The organism is Candidatus Eisenbacteria bacterium (assembly GCA_020847735.1).
Classification (GTDB): Bacteria; Eisenbacteria; RBG-16-71-46; order RBG-16-71-46; family RBG-16-71-46; genus CAIXRL01.
In genome coordinates this window covers 149,105-163,969 of sequence record JADLBL010000018.1, presented here as the reverse complement: position 1 = coordinate 163,969, position 14,865 = coordinate 149,105, and the positions used below count along the sequence as shown (strand labels likewise).

At 68.1% G+C, this 14,865-nt stretch carries 11 protein-coding genes and 1 tRNA gene; 11 read left to right on the top strand and 1 reads right to left on the bottom strand.

Annotated features, from left to right (window positions below):
• The first annotated feature begins 225 nt into the window (after positions 1-225).
• The 9 genes from IT347_08525 to IT347_08485 all read left to right on the top strand — a co-directional run bounded on the left by IT347_08525 (position 226) and on the right by IT347_08485 (position 9,079).
• Positions 226-1,236: an NAD-dependent epimerase/dehydratase family protein gene (locus tag IT347_08525; protein MCC6349620.1), complete on the top strand. Its 1,011-nt coding sequence runs from the start codon at positions 226-228 to the stop codon at positions 1,234-1,236.
• A gap of 117 nt (positions 1,237-1,353) precedes the next feature.
• A tRNA-Asn gene (locus IT347_08520) sits at positions 1,354-1,428 on the top strand.
• A 223-nt stretch (positions 1,429-1,651) separates the two neighbouring features.
• A complete protein-coding gene (locus IT347_08515; GenBank protein ID MCC6349619.1) occupies positions 1,652-2,020 on the top strand; it encodes a DUF423 domain-containing protein in 369 nt (122 codons plus the stop codon).
• A gap of 218 nt (positions 2,021-2,238) precedes the next feature.
• Positions 2,239-3,432: a T9SS type A sorting domain-containing protein gene (locus IT347_08510; protein ID MCC6349618.1), complete on the top strand. Its 1,194-nt coding sequence runs from the start codon at positions 2,239-2,241 to the stop codon at positions 3,430-3,432.
• Positions 3,433-3,638: 206 nt separating this feature from the next.
• The gene (locus tag IT347_08505) at positions 3,639-5,606 is read left to right on the top strand and encodes a L,D-transpeptidase family protein (protein ID MCC6349617.1); all 1,968 of its coding nucleotides are present in this window, start codon (positions 3,639-3,641) and stop codon (positions 5,604-5,606) included.
• A 105-nt stretch (positions 5,607-5,711) separates the two neighbouring features.
• Positions 5,712-6,608, top strand: coding sequence for a cation transporter (locus tag IT347_08500; protein ID MCC6349616.1), 897 nt, complete (start codon positions 5,712-5,714; stop codon positions 6,606-6,608).
• A gap of 464 nt (positions 6,609-7,072) precedes the next feature.
• Complete coding sequence (locus IT347_08495) at positions 7,073-7,354, top strand: hypothetical protein (GenBank protein ID MCC6349615.1); 282 nt, start codon at positions 7,073-7,075, stop codon at positions 7,352-7,354.
• A 56-nt stretch (positions 7,355-7,410) separates the two neighbouring features.
• Entirely contained in the window at positions 7,411-7,869 is a 459-nt protein-coding gene (locus IT347_08490) for a helix-turn-helix domain-containing protein (protein ID MCC6349614.1), read from the top strand.
• Between the two features lie 568 nt (positions 7,870-8,437).
• Complete coding sequence (locus IT347_08485) at positions 8,438-9,079, top strand: plasmid pRiA4b ORF-3 family protein (GenBank protein MCC6349613.1); 642 nt, start codon at positions 8,438-8,440, stop codon at positions 9,077-9,079.
• 47 nt (positions 9,080-9,126) lie between these two features.
• Here the strand turns inward: IT347_08485 and IT347_08480 are convergent, their stop codons facing one another.
• A complete protein-coding gene (locus IT347_08480) occupies positions 9,127-9,504 on the bottom strand; it encodes a hypothetical protein (GenBank protein MCC6349612.1) in 378 nt (125 codons plus the stop codon).
• Positions 9,505-10,075: 571 nt separating this feature from the next.
• On the opposite strand from IT347_08480, the gene IT347_08475 reads away from it, so the two are divergent.
• Together IT347_08475 and IT347_08470 are read left to right on the top strand one after the other, a co-directional pair.
• On the top strand, positions 10,076-12,208 hold the full coding sequence (locus IT347_08475; GenBank protein MCC6349611.1) for a hypothetical protein: 2,133 nt from the start codon (positions 10,076-10,078) through the stop codon (positions 12,206-12,208).
• 466 nt (positions 12,209-12,674) lie between these two features.
• The gene (locus tag IT347_08470; GenBank protein ID MCC6349610.1) at positions 12,675-14,759 is read left to right on the top strand and encodes a T9SS type A sorting domain-containing protein; all 2,085 of its coding nucleotides are present in this window, start codon (positions 12,675-12,677) and stop codon (positions 14,757-14,759) included.
• Positions 14,760-14,865 lie beyond the last annotated feature (106 nt).

The window sequence follows — 14,865 nt, the reverse complement described above, 5'->3', positions numbered from 1 at the left end:
CTGCGTCGCAGGGCTGGCCAGCTTCCTCGACGTGTCACCGACACGACTGCGTCGCTGGCCAGCCCTGCTCCTTGCGCTTCACGGGCATCCGTCACTCTCGGCTCACGGTTCATGAATAGGTCGGGCTAGGATCCAGCCCGCGCTCCGGCCCGGCCCTCTCGTCCCGCCGGGCGCGGCTTCGCCGCAACGTGCCGTGCTCGCCCCCGCCTGAGGGAGGGATCCTCGATGACGTCCCGGGTGCTCCTGATGGGCGGTTCCGGACTGCTCGGTGCGCCCGCGGCGGGGGCGCTGCGCGACGCCGGTCACGAGGTGACCGTGGTGAGCCGGGGACGACGGGGCGTCGCCGAAGGCGTTCGCCACGTCGCCGCCGAGCGGGCGGACCTCGCGGCGGTCGGGCGTGCGCTGCAAGGGGAGAGCTTCGATCTCGCGGTGGACTTTCTGGCGTTCCACGGAAGCGACGTGGACGCGGCGCTCTCGCCGCCGGCGCCGCGCGTCGCCCGTTACGTCCTGATCTCCAGCGGTCAGGTCTATCTGATCGCCACCGAACGCCGCCCGCCCTCGCGTGAAGCGGACGGAGCGCTGCCGCTCATGGCGGAGCCCGCCGCGGGGACCCGCGATCGGGCGAACTGGGACTACGGCGTCGGCAAGCGGGAGGCCGAAGCCCGTCTTCGCATGCGCGCGGCCTCGCGCGGCGGGGCCGACCTCGCGCTGCGCCTGCCGGTCGTGCAGGGCGCGAACGACCCCTCGCGAAGGCTGTGGGCCTACCTCGAGCGGCTGCTGGACGGCGGACCGCTGCTGCTGCCGGGCGGCGGCCGCGATCCCGTGCGCTTCGTGTGGGCCGAGGACGTGGCGCGCGTGCTCGTCGCGCTCGCCGGCGGCGCCCGCCCGCCGGGCCACACCTACAATCTCGCCCAGCCCGACGAGCCGGAACTTCGCGTGTTGCTCGAGCGCGCCGCCGGGTGCCTGGGCGTTTCCGCACGCCTCGTGGACTGCACGGCCCGCGAACTCGAGCAGGCCGGCCTCGATGAGTACGTCTCGCCTTTCAGCGGCCGATGGTGCTCGCGGCCGGACCCCTCGCTCGCCGTCGCCGAGCTGGGATTCCGAGGCACGCCCAGCGCCGGCTGGCTGCCCGAAGTCGTGCGCGCACACCTTGCCGAGAGCACGCCCCGCAGTCATGCCGGGTACGCGCAGCGGGCGCTCGAGCTTGCTCTCGCGGCCCGGCTCGGGGCGCGCTGAGCCGCGAGACGACCCTGCCGGGCGCCGTGCATTGCTTGACCGGGTCGGGGCGCGCCGACTAGACTCCCCGGCCGCACGAGTGTCGGATTCGGCCTGTTCGCGCGGCCCCGGCGCCATTCCTCGGTAGCTCAACGGTAGAGCATCCGGCTGTTAACCGGAGGGTTGTAGGTTCGAATCCTACCCGAGGAGCCAGCTTGCGAGAGCCCCCGCGACCCCGCGTCGCGGGGGCTTGTCGCGTTCACGGGGCCCCAAGGACTCGCGGCGGGTCCCGGCCGTCGGTCGCCCCCGCGCTCATGCAACGCCGGCCGGTGGGAGGACACCTTCGCCTTCGCTCCGGCGGAGGTGATCCCACCGCGGTCCAACCCCGGGACGCCGTCCTGCTCGCCGCGCCGGCCCGGGCGCGTTAGGGTGGGGCATGCCCTTCGCCTCCATCGGCGCGCTGCTCGGCCTGCTCGGTGTCGCGGCCGGGGCGTTCGGCGCGCACGCGCTGCGCGGCCGCCTCGATCCCGGGATGCTCCAGGTCTTCGAGACCGCGGCCCGCTACCAGCTCGTGCACGCGCTGGCGCTGCTCTTCGCCGGGGCGAAGTTGCAGGGCACCCCGCGCCCTGCGCTCACGGCAGCCTGCTGGCTGCTGCTCGCCGGCGTGGTGATCTTCTCCGGCAGCCTCTACGCGCTCGTGCTCACGGGCACGCGCCTGTGGGGCGCCGTGACGCCCATCGGCGGCCTGTGCCTGATGGCCGGCTGGCTGGCGCTCGCGCTCGCGTTCCGGCCGCGCCGCGGCTGAGCGGCCGCGCCCTCGAGGACCGGCGGAGGCACACGGTCGCCATCCGAGGGCTTGAGGTCGTTGCGGCATAGTTCAAGACTTTGTCCAAGAAAACTCTTGAAAACGCCCGGTCATAGTTGACAAAGTCCACACTTCGCCGGCCGGTTCAAAGCGGGCGCCGCTGCGTGCCCGGGACGCGACCGACGTCCACGCCTCTTCTCCCCCTTGGGAGGCCGAACATGAAGCAGCGGTTCGTCGTCAGTGCGGTGTTCGTTCTCGGACTCACGGCGTTGTTCGCGTCCGCGGCGCTTGCCGGGCGTCCTTCCACGCCCGACTGGCGGACGCCCGGCCTGGATGGCGGACGCAACTGCGCCACACCCGAGCCCACGGTGTTCGAAACCGAGGCCGTGCAGGCGGCCCTGCGCCGTTACATCGAGGACGGCCGCGCCGGCGCGACCGGGCAGATCAAGATCGCCTGGCACGTGATCTACAACGGCTCGACGGGCAACATTCCGCAGTCGCAGATTGACGCGCAGATCGCGTACATGAACGCGCGCTACGCCGGCACCGGCTTCAGCTTCGTGCTCGCCTCGGTGGACCGCACGAACAAGAAGGCCTGGTGGACCATGACGCCGGGCTCGCGCGCCGAGAAGAACGCCAAGAACACGCTGGCGATCGATCCGCTGCACCGCTTCAACGTCTACACGTGCAAGCCGGGCCAGAGCCTGCTCGGCTGGGCGACGTTCCCGTGGTCGTACGCCGAGAACAACAAGCAGCACGGCGTGGTGATCCACTACGGCTCGGTTCCCGGCGGCTACCTCGCGCCCTACAACCTCGGCGGCACGCTGGCGCACGAGGCCGGCCACTACCTCGGCCTGTACCACACGTTCCAGGGCGGCTGCACCGCGCCCGGCGACTACTGCGACGACACGCCCTACGAGGCGAGCGCCGCGTCGGGCTGCCCCGAAGGCCGCAACACCTGCTCCTCGGCGGGGCTCGATCCGATCCACAACTACATGGATTACTCGGACGACGCCTGCTACACCGAGTTCACCTCGCAGCAGATCTCGCGCATGCAGTCCATGACGGGCCAGTACCGCCCGAACCTGCTGAACGCGCCGATCGCGCAGGCCGGCCAGGAGCCCACGGTCGCCGAGCCGATGCTCACCGGCGGCGTCGCCTTCCGCAACGTGTTCCCCAACCCGTTCAAGACCAACGCCACCGTGCAGCTCTACCTGCCGCGCAGCGGCCAGGTGACGGTCAAGGTCTACAACGTCGCGGGGCAGCTCGTGGAAACCCTGGCCGACGGCGACATGTCGGCCGGCGACCACTCGCTGGTCTTCGCGCCGAAGCTGCTCGCCCCCGGCACTTATTTCATCCACGCGGTGACGGCGGGTTCGCGGACCGCCCGCACCGTCGTGCTCCTGCGGTAGCGCCGCACGCAGCGCGAGTGGGGCCGGTCGAAAGACCGGCCCCTTCGTGTTTCGTGGCGTGACCCGCTTCGCGGGGTCCGCCGGCCGCACGGGCCGCATGCTCCTGGGTGCGCGCCGCCGCTTCGCGTGACCGTTCGTCCGGCCGGGCCGTGCGCGGGCGCACCCCGCCGCTTCGCGCGCCCGCGCGACTGTGGCACTCTGGCCGCATGAGCGAGTCCCACGATCCCGCCGAACACGCTCGAACGCTCGTCACCGCGGCGCTCGGCCGCGCGCAGGCGCCCGTGCGCGAGCTGCCCCCGCGGCTGGTGATCGTGGATGCCGGAGCGCAGCGCGTGCTGTTCCTGCGGGACGGCAAGGTCGCCGGGTCGTGGCCCGCCTCGACGGCGGCCAACGGCATCGGCGGCCAGAGCGGCTCGTACAAGACGCCGCCCGGCTGGCACCGCATTCACCGCCGGATCGGCGCGGGTGCGGCGAGCGGCACGGTGTTCGTGAGCCGCGAGGCGACCGGCGAGATCTGGCGCGGCGAACCGCGCGAGGACGACCTGATCCTCACGCGCGTGCTGACGCTCGAGGGCCTCGAGGACGGCGTCAACCGCGGAACCGGCTGCGATTCGCTGGAGCGCTACATCTATCTGCACGGCACGAACCACGAGCACACCCTCGGCACGCCCGCCTCGCACGGCTGCGTGCGGCTCTCGAACGCCGGCATCGCCGAGCTCTTCGACCTCGTCGCCGAAGGGGATCCGGTCGTGATCATCGCGCCCGGGCCCGGCGAGGCGCCCGATCCGCGCTCGACCGCGCGGTTTCACTACGCCGGCGTGGGTGGCAGCGGCATGAGCGCGCTCGCGCAGTTCCAGGCCATGCTCGGCGGCCGCGTGAGCGGCAGCGACCGCGGCTTCGACCGCGGCGAGCGACCGCAGGCGCGCGCGCAGCTCGAGCGGCTCGGCATCGCGATCGTGCCGCAGGACGGCAGGGGCGCCGGTGGCGACTGCGCGGCACTGGTCGTTTCGACGGCGGTCGAATCCTCGGTGCCCGACGTGGCCGAGGCGCAGCGCCGTGCGCTTCCGATCGTGCACCGCTCGGAGATGCTGGCCAGCTGGGTCGCCGACCTCCGCTCGATCGCGGTCTCCGGCACGAGCGGCAAGTCCACGGTCGTGGCGATGATCTTCGAGATCCTGCGCGCCGCCGGCCGCGACCCTTCCGTCATCACCGGCGGCGAACTGGTGGCGCTGCAGCGCGAAGGCCTGTGGGGCAACGCCTGGGCCGGCGCCGGCGAGCTGCTGGTCGTCGAGGCCGACGAGAGCGACGGCTCGCTGGTCCGCTACCGCCCGGCGATCGGCGTCGCGCTCAACCTGACGCGCGACCACAGGCCCGAGTCCGAGGTCGCGGCCATGTTCGCGACGCTGCGCGCGCGCACCCGCGAGACGTTCGTGTGCGGCGAGGGCGAGGCCCTCGGCTCCCTGCGCGACGGCGCGCTCGTCTTTGGCACCGGAGCCCGCGCGGCCGTGCGCGGCCAGGCGCTCGAGCTGGACGCCGAAGGAAGCACGTTCGAGGTGGAGGGAGTCCGCTTCCGCCTGCTGGTGCCCGGCGCGCACAACGTCGAGAACGCGCTCGCCGCCATCGCCTGCTGCCGCGCCGTCGGCGTCGAACCCGGCGCGATGGCCGCGCCGCTCGCCTCGTTCGCCGGCGTTTCGCGCCGTTTCCAATCGCTCGGCACCGCCCGCGGAGTCGAGGTCGTGGACGACTTCGCCCACAATCCCGCCAAGATCGCCGCCGCGCTCGCGACCGCTCAGCGCCGCTCGCGCCGCGTGCTTTCCGTCTACCAGCCGCACGGCTACGGCCCGACCCGCTTTCTGCGCGAGGACCTCGTCGAGACCCTCGCGACGCACCTGCGCCCCGACGACCTCGCCTTCTGGCTCGAGGTCTACTACGCCGGCGGCACCGCGACGCGCGACTTCTCGAGCGCCGACGTCACCGCGCAGATCGCGGCACGGGGGCGGGGGGCCGAGTTCGCGCCGTCACGCGAATGGCTCGCCGCGCGCCTCGTCGAGGTCGCCCGGCCCGGCGATCTCGTGCTCGTCATGGGTGCGCGTGACCCGTCGCTCACGGAGTTCGCGCACGACGTGCTCGCGCGGCTCGGGGGCACGGTGGAATCGGCGGTGAGCCATGCGTGAGGCTGGACTGAGCGCGCCGCGATTCGGCCCGGCAGCCGGCGGCGAGCGCCGGACGCCGGCTCGCCGCCCGCAGACTTCCCGCGCCGGCGACCGCGAGTCCCGGGCATGAGCCACTCGCACGATCACGGAGCCGGCGCCTCGACCAACGCCTTCCGCGTCGGCGTGATTCTCAACCTGGCCTTCGTGCTGATCGAGGTCATCGCCGGGCTCGCGGCCCATTCGCTCGCGCTGCTGGCCGATGCCGGCCACAACCTGAGCGACGTGCTCGGCCTGGGCCTCGCATGGGGCGCGGCCGAGATGTCGCGCCGGAAGCCGACGCCGCGGCGCACCTACGGCCTGCGGCGCTCGACGATCCTCGCGGCGCTCGCGAACGCCGTGCTGTTGCTGGTGGCGATCGGCGCCATCGGGTGGGAGGCGGTGCAGCGACTGCTGCAGCCGCACCCGGTCGAAGGACTCACCGTGGCGATCGTCGCCGGGGCCGGCGTGGCGGTGAACGGCGTGACCGCCATGTTGTTCATGCGCGGCCGGGCCGACGACCTCAACGTCCGCGGCGCGTTTCTGCACATGATCGCGGACGCGGCCGTCTCCGCCGCCGTCGTGCTTGCCGGACTCGGCATGCGCTGGACCGGCTGGACCTGGCTGGATCCGCTGACCAGCCTCGCCGTCGCCGCCGTCATCCTCGTCGGCACCTGGGGGCTGCTGCGGGAGTCGTTCGCCCTCGCCATGGACGCGGTCCCTGAAGGCATCGATCCGCACGAAGTCCGAACCTACCTGCGGGGCCTGACCGGCGTCGCGGCCGTGCACGATCTCCATATCTGGGCCATGAGCACCACCGAGGCCGCGCTGACCGCGCACCTCGTCTGCGGCGAGAACTGGGCGGACGCGACGCTCTCCGGCATCCGCGACGATCTGCACCGGCGCTTCGGCATCGAGCACGTGACCATCCAGGTCGAGCGCGAGGAACATGGACCCTGCGCACAGGAGCCGGAAAGCGTGGTGTGAGGTTGATTGACCCGACGCGCTCCCGCCGACTTCGGATCTCACGCGATGGCCACGACGACGCGGGCGTGCGAGCAGGGCGGACGCGCTATCTTCGGCTCCCGTGGCCCCGTAGCTCGGACGGATAGAGCAGCGGTCTCCTGACTCCTCCGGCCGAAACTCACCTCACTCACTGAAGTCGTTGTCACGCAAAGCCCCGCTTGCGGTTGCAGCCGCGAGCGGGGCTTTTTCATGTGGCCGGGAAGGCACAGGAATGGACTATGGCGGACTCTGAACAGGCGACCAATCGGCGACCAATGGCGCCCTCGGTCGACCGCATCGGTGAGGACTTCGCTGAGCCGACTGAGTGCGTCGTGCGCTCTGCCGACCGCGCGCCAAGGCCCAACCGCCCTCCGGCCAACCGGCAATCCGATGCACCGGAGGCCGACTTGACGAATCATCAAGTCGCCCCCAGAGTGGCTTGCGTCATGGATGAGCCGCTGGCACCGGAAGCCGCGAACCGGCTGATTCGCGAGATCCTCAGGTCTGGGCGCTTCACCTACTCGCGACATGCCAAGGAGGAGTTGCTCGCCGACGACCTCGCCACGGTCGACTGCGAGAACGTGCTGCGCGGCGGAGTCGTTCGAGCCGGAGAACTGGAACACGGCACGTGGAGGTACAGGGTGGACACCGCCCGCATCACGGTCGTGATCGCATTCCGCTCGGAGCGCGAGCTGGTCGTCGTGACGGCCTGGAGGACCGGCCGCTGAGGTCAAGGAACGGAAAGGGGAAGCGAGCGATGAAGTGTCTCGAGTGCGGTACACCGATGAAGACCCGCAAGGAAAGCTACCGCTACGACGAATCCGGCCTTAAGCACGTTACCCTGCTCGGGGTGGAGGTGACTCGCTGTCCTCGGTGCGGGAACTACGAGGTCTCGATCCCGCACATCGAGGAGCTTCATCGCCTGCTCGCCAAGATCCTCATCGAGAAGTCGACTCGTTTCACGGGCGACGAGGTCCGCTTCCTTCGCAAGAGCCTGGGCTGGTCGGGCTCCGACTTCGCCAAGCACATGGGGGTCGCGGAGGAGACGGTCTCGCGCTGGGAGAACGACGCCGCTCCGATTGGACCGCAGGCGGATCGGCTGCTGCGGTTCCTCGTCGCGCAGGGGCGGCTGACAACCAGCTATCCGACCGATCGCCTCATGCGGATCGATCTCAAGAGAGCCACGGCGACTCGAGTGAAACTGGCGACCCGGAAGGAACAGTGGACGGTTCAGGCGGCATAGTCGGCGCCACCGCGGGAGGCTTCTGCTGATGCTGATTGTCCGTTGCACGGCCAAACTGCTGGCCCGGCTCCGGGTCCGGCCCTTGGCCTCGCCAGTTCCGTCCTTGACAGCGCTCGGGGACTGGTACGCGACGGTCCTGCCGCTGAGCCCCTCCCAATTGGTGCTGCTGGTCAATGAGACGACACGGCTACCCGTCGTTCTTCCTGCCCGCGAGTTGTCGACGCTCGCCAGCCGCATCCCAGAAGCAATCGCCGATGTGTTGCGCGATCTCGGGGTTGATGCGGAAGCCGTTGACCGGGAGAGGCAGGCCATGGCCGAGATCGCCTTCGACAAGACGGCGAGCCGCAGCGTGCTGGGCGCCATGAACGAGCACGTGTTCCACCTGGGCTTGACGCACGAGGCGCAACCCACCATGACAGAGCACACGCTGAGCATGCACTTGGGCCGGATGCTCGTAACGATCCCTGGGCACGGCTACCAGCACCCCGGCGAGTTCACCGCGCGTCTGCTCGGAAGCACGGAGCCCAGTTCACACCCACTTGCCAAGCCACCTCGAAGGGACACCGCGATGAAGCGCCCTGCCAGCATTTTCGGGTTAAAGGTAACGCTCCGGGACACGCGCCCTCCGATCTGGCGGCGCATCCGGATCCGGAGCGACGTCACGCTGTTCAAGCTCCACTCGGTCCTGCAGTACGTCATGGGCTGGATGGACGGCCACATGCACCAGTTCGTGATGGGAGAGACGCGCTACGGCAAAGTCGATCGCGAGTTCCCCGAGTGCGAGAACGAGAAGAAGGTGATGCTGAGCCAGGTGCTCCGGAGTCCGAATGACAGCCTCGTCTACGAGTACGACTTCGGCGACGGATGGGAGCATTCCGTGGTGCTCGAGCAGGTGATGGAGGCAGAGCCCGGAGGCAAGTACCCCTACGTCGTGGAGGGGAAGCGCGCGTGCCCGCCGGAGGACTGTGGCGGGATCGGCGGCTACGAACACCTGCTCAAAGTACTCGCCGACCCTCGGCACCCCGAGCACGTCGACATGGTGGAGTGGGTGGGCGGCTCGTTCGACCCAGAAGCGTTTGACGCGGGGGAGATCAACCGCGGGTTCCACGGTGGCTGGTACTTGCCGCCGTCTCCCGACGCGCCGCGGAGCAAGACGGCGCTTCCGCGTCAGACCAAGCTCAAGTTGACCGCGCCCCGTCGCCGCCGGTGATGGTCGCACGCGGGCTGTGGCCCGGGGGCATCGCCTGGATGTGAGAGCTATGCCCGGTCGAGTAGGAGAATCTTCATGCGCTCGACGAGGAGCACATCCTCCGCCGCAGTGACGATGTCCTCCGCGACCGCGCCGGCCGCGCGGAACTCGGCAAACTGCTCATCGCCCATGACATGCCCGAGAGCGCCCAGTCGTCGCACGCCGGAGAGGTACGCGTGAAGCTCGTAGGGCTCGAAGATCGACTTGATCTCCGCCGCGAACCTCGGCAAGTCTGCCGCAAGGTCGGGGCGGGCGTTCGAGGCGCGCAGGTAGGCGAGCAGCTTCTCGCCGATCAGGTAGCCCAGCGCCTTCTGCGTGCCGAAGCGTTCCTTGATGGTCCGAGCGGCAGCGCATTGCTCACGCCAGATGGGTTGACCTAGGTTCACGCCGAATCTCCCCGTGGGTCTGAACGCGATCGCCGAGCGACAGACTACGCCATGTTGGGAGGCGCGCGGCTTGTTGGACCGCGTGCTTCATGGCTATCGCACGCGATTGCATCGTGCTAACTTGTTGCGCCACGGCCCCGTAGCTCAGACGGATAGAGCAGCGGTTTCCTAACTCGCCCCGCGGAAATCCGCTGAAACCAGAAACTCGCGCGCAAGCCACTGGAACGCACGCCATGAGCGCGGATTCATTGGTCCGAACCGCCGCCGCCCCCGTCGGGCACTCCGGCCATGAATGGACACCGACGGACAGTGCTGGACGTTGAGGGGTTACCAAGGGGTAGCCAGTCAAGGCAGCGGTCCGACCAACCGCACGCCGCGTTCCCCCTCGACGTCGCGTGATCGCCCGCCCCCGTTGCTGCGTTAACCCGCCGGGCCGGTGCCCTTGCCCGAGGGGGGGGCCGCGGAGTTACCTTCCCCGGGTCCGTCTTCCCAGATCGGGTTCGCCCGCGCGGCTGACGCTATCGGCGATACCCGATTCGACGGTTCTCACGTTCGTTCGGGAGGTCGCACCATGTTCACGCCCACGCTGCGTTCATCGCGTGCTACGCTTTTTGCCCCAGTGATGCTGCTCGCGGCCACCCTCAACCCTGGGCCTTCCACGGCCATCCAGTTGCGCTGGAGTTCCGGCTCGACGGATCTCAGTGTGCCCGCGAACTCCCGGGTCACCTTGATCGTTCAGGCGGATTCTACGGAGTTCGTCCTGCCGAACTCCTGGCGCCTGCAGTGGACCGCCGACTCCTCGGGTATCGCATTCGTCGCGCCCGACTCAAGCTACGCCTGCCTCGCCGACACGGCGAAGATCGAGTCGATCGACCCGCCCCTGACACCGGCGGACAGCGCGGCCAACCTGATCACTGCGCACTTCTGCAGCTACGGTCAAACGGCGGCGTCCACAGCCTTCTGGACCCTTGATCTCGTCGGCGGCAGCCAGGGGAAGCTGCGTGTGGTTGCACTCGATCCGGGCGACCCTGATTCGAGCACGGTGCTCGAATCGAACGAGGTCACGTTCAACGGCGGGATCGACAGCGATTACGCGCCCGTGTTGCTGCATGCATCAAGCACGCACGAAACAGCCCAGCTCCGAGTGACCGTCGTAGGCGGTTCTCTCGGCGGCGTGGAGCGAGTCACGGTCGGGGCGCCCGATGGGCTCTGGGCCATCCCATTGGAGGTCTCACAACGCAGCTCGACGAGCCTTGTGGCCACGGCCGACGTGTACGTCCCCCTGCCTTCGGCCGTCGTCGAGGCCGGCCACGCCTCAGCCACATCTGGCCAGACTTCCCTCGCACCGGACAACATTGTCGTGCTCGAGGCAGAGTCCGCCGGTTTCGACACCATTCTCTATCGTGACCCGAATCCCAGCGTTTACCCGAAGGATTTCGCCTTCCACTACAGTACGGTCTACGATGCGACCGATCCGGTACATCCGTGGAAGGGGTACTTCCATCTCTTTTACATCAGGAATAAGAATGGACTCGCGAGTCCGGATAGCATCATCGCGCACGCGTGGACCGATTCGCTTGGCAAGGCGTGGAGCGTCGACACGCTTGCTTTCCGACCAAGCGGAATCGGGTGGGACAAGAAGAAGGTCTGGGCACCTTCCATTCAACAGGTCGGCGCTCTGACCTACATGTTCTACACGGGCGTCGACTCCCTCGACAATCAGAGCATTGGCCTTGCGACAACGCCGATGCTGGGCACCACGAGTACGAGTTGGACGCGCCACCGCACCCCTGCGTATACGGCTGCGGATGCCTCTTCCTGGGCAGATCCGATCGGACACCAGGTGCAAGGCGTGGTGCAGTTCCGAGATCCTTTCATCATGCCCGACCCAGACAATCCGGGTCGGTACCTGTTGTTCGTCGCGGGTGAACACGCCGACTTTCCGACCCACTACACGGTTGGCGTCGCTCGAAACGTGCAGGGAGTGCTCGACGAGTGGATCGATCTTGGCAACTACGAAGCGACCGACGACGACCACCTTCCCCTGCCCGGATCACTCGAGTCTCCGATCGTTGTGCGGGACTCGCTTTCCGGCGCATGGCGGATGTTCGTCGCGAATGCGCAGTACGACGACTATGGTCTTGAGTCCACGATCTTCCTGACGCAGACCCCTGGCGACAGCGTCACAGATCGTCGGGCCTCTCGGTGGCCTCAGCGCGACTCGCTGTTCTACTACACGGGGCAAGACGCCGACGTGATCGGATGGCAGGCCTGCGAACATCTTCAAATAGGGTCCTTGCACTTCTTCGCAGCCTTCCACGGTCCCCACGGCATCTGTATCTCCCGCATGCACTGGGACCCAGTGTCTCAGAAGTTCATCCTCGTTTACCCGGAAGTGGCTGGTGTGTCGTCGACAACACTTCGTCAGGGCGTGCGCCTGAACCTCTGCAACTCGCACCCCGGCAGTGGCGTTGTCAGGTTTGCACTTGAGGCAGACGAGTTGGTGCTGCCGAACCTGACACTCTACGACACGATGGGAAGACGGGTTCGAACCCTGATCGATGGGCGCCCACTGCTCGGCCGGGTCGAGTTGGAGTGGGACTGCCGAGATGGCAGTGGGCGTTCTGTCTCGTCCGGCGTCTACTTCGCACGCTTGACTGCCGTGGGCCAGGCGCATGTGCTCCGGGTTGTGGTTCTCCGGTAGCCGCAAGATGGCGATTGGGAGATTGGCAGCTCGCCTGTGGGCTTCGCCGAGGCCCAAGTCGCTCCTCGAGGCAGTGCCATGCCGAATCGCCCGTACGCGCCTCGTGTTCGGCGGCTGCTTCAGACGGTGCCTCTCGCTTGCTGGGCTCTTGGTCCTAGGTATTGCGATTCCGTCCGCCGCTCAGGAAATCGACACCACTACGTGGGTGTTGAGGCCAGGGTCCACTGCTCTCGCGGTCGCAAGGGAGGGCAACACAATCTACCTCGGCGGGAACTTCAGGTTCATCGGCCCATCAAGTGGGGGTGGAGTACCGTGCGACTTCACCACCGGCGAACCCCGCACCGGCTTCCCTGCCGTCGTTGGACGTGTCAACGCTGTCGTGGGAGATGGGCACGGAGGCTGGTTCCTCGGTGGTCAGTTCTCCCATGTCGGCGGGCAGCCACGCACGAACCTCGCGCATGTCCTCATGAACGGAACACTCTCAGACTGGGATCCACACCCCAATGAAAAGGTCTGGACGATTGCCCTCGTGAATGGCGCCCTCTACGTCGGGGGCGATTTCACTGCGATCGCTGGCAGCCCGAGGGCCCATCTCGCGGCCTTTTCGGTCGCAAGTCATGCGCTCCTGGCGTGGACCTGTGATACCGACAATCGTGTGGCTGCACTGGCCCCCTGGGGCAATGTGCTGTTCGTCGGCGGGTGGTTTACGATGGTGTCGAACCAACCTCGCGCGTACGTCGCTCAGGTCGGACTCGCGTCGGGGGCGCTGACTGCGTGGCAGCTGGCGCTCGACGATCAGGTCAAGACCCTGGCGGTCAGGGACACGACGCTGTATGTCGGAGGCTACTTTTCCCTGGCGAATGGCGAGCTTCGTCGCTGCCTCGCCGCCGTGGGCGCAGAAACAGGAGTGGTCCACAACTGGGATGCTGGGCTTGTCCGACTCCCAGACTGGAGCATTGACTCCGGCCCCCACGTCAACGCGATTCAAGCGCATTCGGGGGGCTTGCTTGTGGCCGGGTCCTTCACCAGCCTTGGCGGACAAGCCCGTCGCGGCTTGGCGCAGCTCGACTTCGAGAGCGGACAAGCCACACCGTGGCAGGTGACCGCTACCTACCCGCGCCCGGTCGGTGCCGAGTTCTGGGCACTGCAGATTCGCGGCGACACGCTCATCGTGGCGGGTCAGTTTGACTCACTTGCTGGCGCCCCGGGCGCAAACGTTGCGGCTTTGCGACTGGCCACCGGCCAGCGGTTGGCGTGGGATCCAAGGCCAAACGACTACGTCTTTGCGCTCTCGGTACAAGACGGCTGGGTCTTCCTTGGTGGCTGGTTTACGTCGCTGGGAGAGTGGCTGGAACGTCCCGGGCTTGCAGCGCTCGATGCATCGTCCGGTCGAGTGACCGGGTGGTCTCCGGAGCCGGATGGATCCGTCGCCAGCATCCTGCCGTATGGGGGCAAGGTCTATGTGGGCGGGCAGTTCACCAGGATCGGTGGACAGCAGCGGAGCAACATTGCTGCCCTCGACCCGATCACCGGGCAGGCAACAAGCTGGAATCCCGGGGCGGATGGGGGCGTTTGGACGCTTGCGCCGAGGCGGGATGCCGTTCTTGCGGGCGGGCTGTTCCACTCGATCGGTGGTCGCGCCCAGCGTGGAATCGCGGTGCTTGACACTCTCACGGCCCAAGCGTTGCCTTGGAATCCGCAAGCCGTCGGGGACGTCTATTGCCTCGCCATTGCCGACTCCATCGCATACGTCGGCGGGGATTTCCTGTCCATGGGTGGGCAGCCTCGTCGGTCACTCGCGGCGATTGACCTGACAACTGGAATGGCGTCGGCGTGGGATCCCGGGACAGATGGAGTCGTCAAGGCGATTGCGATACTCGACCAAACCGTCTACGTCGGCGGTCTGTTCCACCAAGTCGGTGGTCTACCACGTGAATACGTGGCGGCGCTGGATCATTCCGGCGTGCCGACGCAGTGGGCCCCAAACGTATTCGGCCCCTTGTCCCGGACGCGGGTGCACGCACTGGCCGCACACGACAGCACCGTTTTCGTGGGTGGCTACTTCTCAGGACTCTCCGACGAGTCGCGTGAGTACTTCGCCGCCGTTGACTCCAGGACCGCCGCCGTGCGACAGGCGTGGCCGACCATGGATGGGCAGGTTCTCGCCATGGGGGCATGGGAAGACGTTCTCTACGCTGCGGGCGCCTTCGGCCGAGTGGGATCGTCTGCCCGCGTCGGGCTGGCAGCCATCCGAATTCCGCACGGTCCTCAGGACGCCGCTCCGCCTCGGGTCACCCTGGCCCAGTGCGCTCCAAACCCTGTCCGGGGCCAGACGGTCATACGTTTTGGGCTGCCTGGCGACTCACGGGTTGACCTCGCCGTCTTCGACGTCCAAGGACGGAAGGTCGCTGAGCTGCTGTCTCGAACATGGCAGCCCGCCGGGCTGCATGAAGTCAGCATGTCCAGCGCAGGATGGCAACCGGGCTGCTACCTGTACCGCCTCTCTGCTGGCGGAGCCAACGTGACGCGGAGAATGCTCGTCATTCGATGAAGTCCGATCCGGAAGGACCAGCTCGCGACACAGCACTCGATGGGCAGCATCAGGGCGCGCGGTCGCCGGCGCTCGCGGGGGGAGATCGCGGCCACTGAAGGCCCCG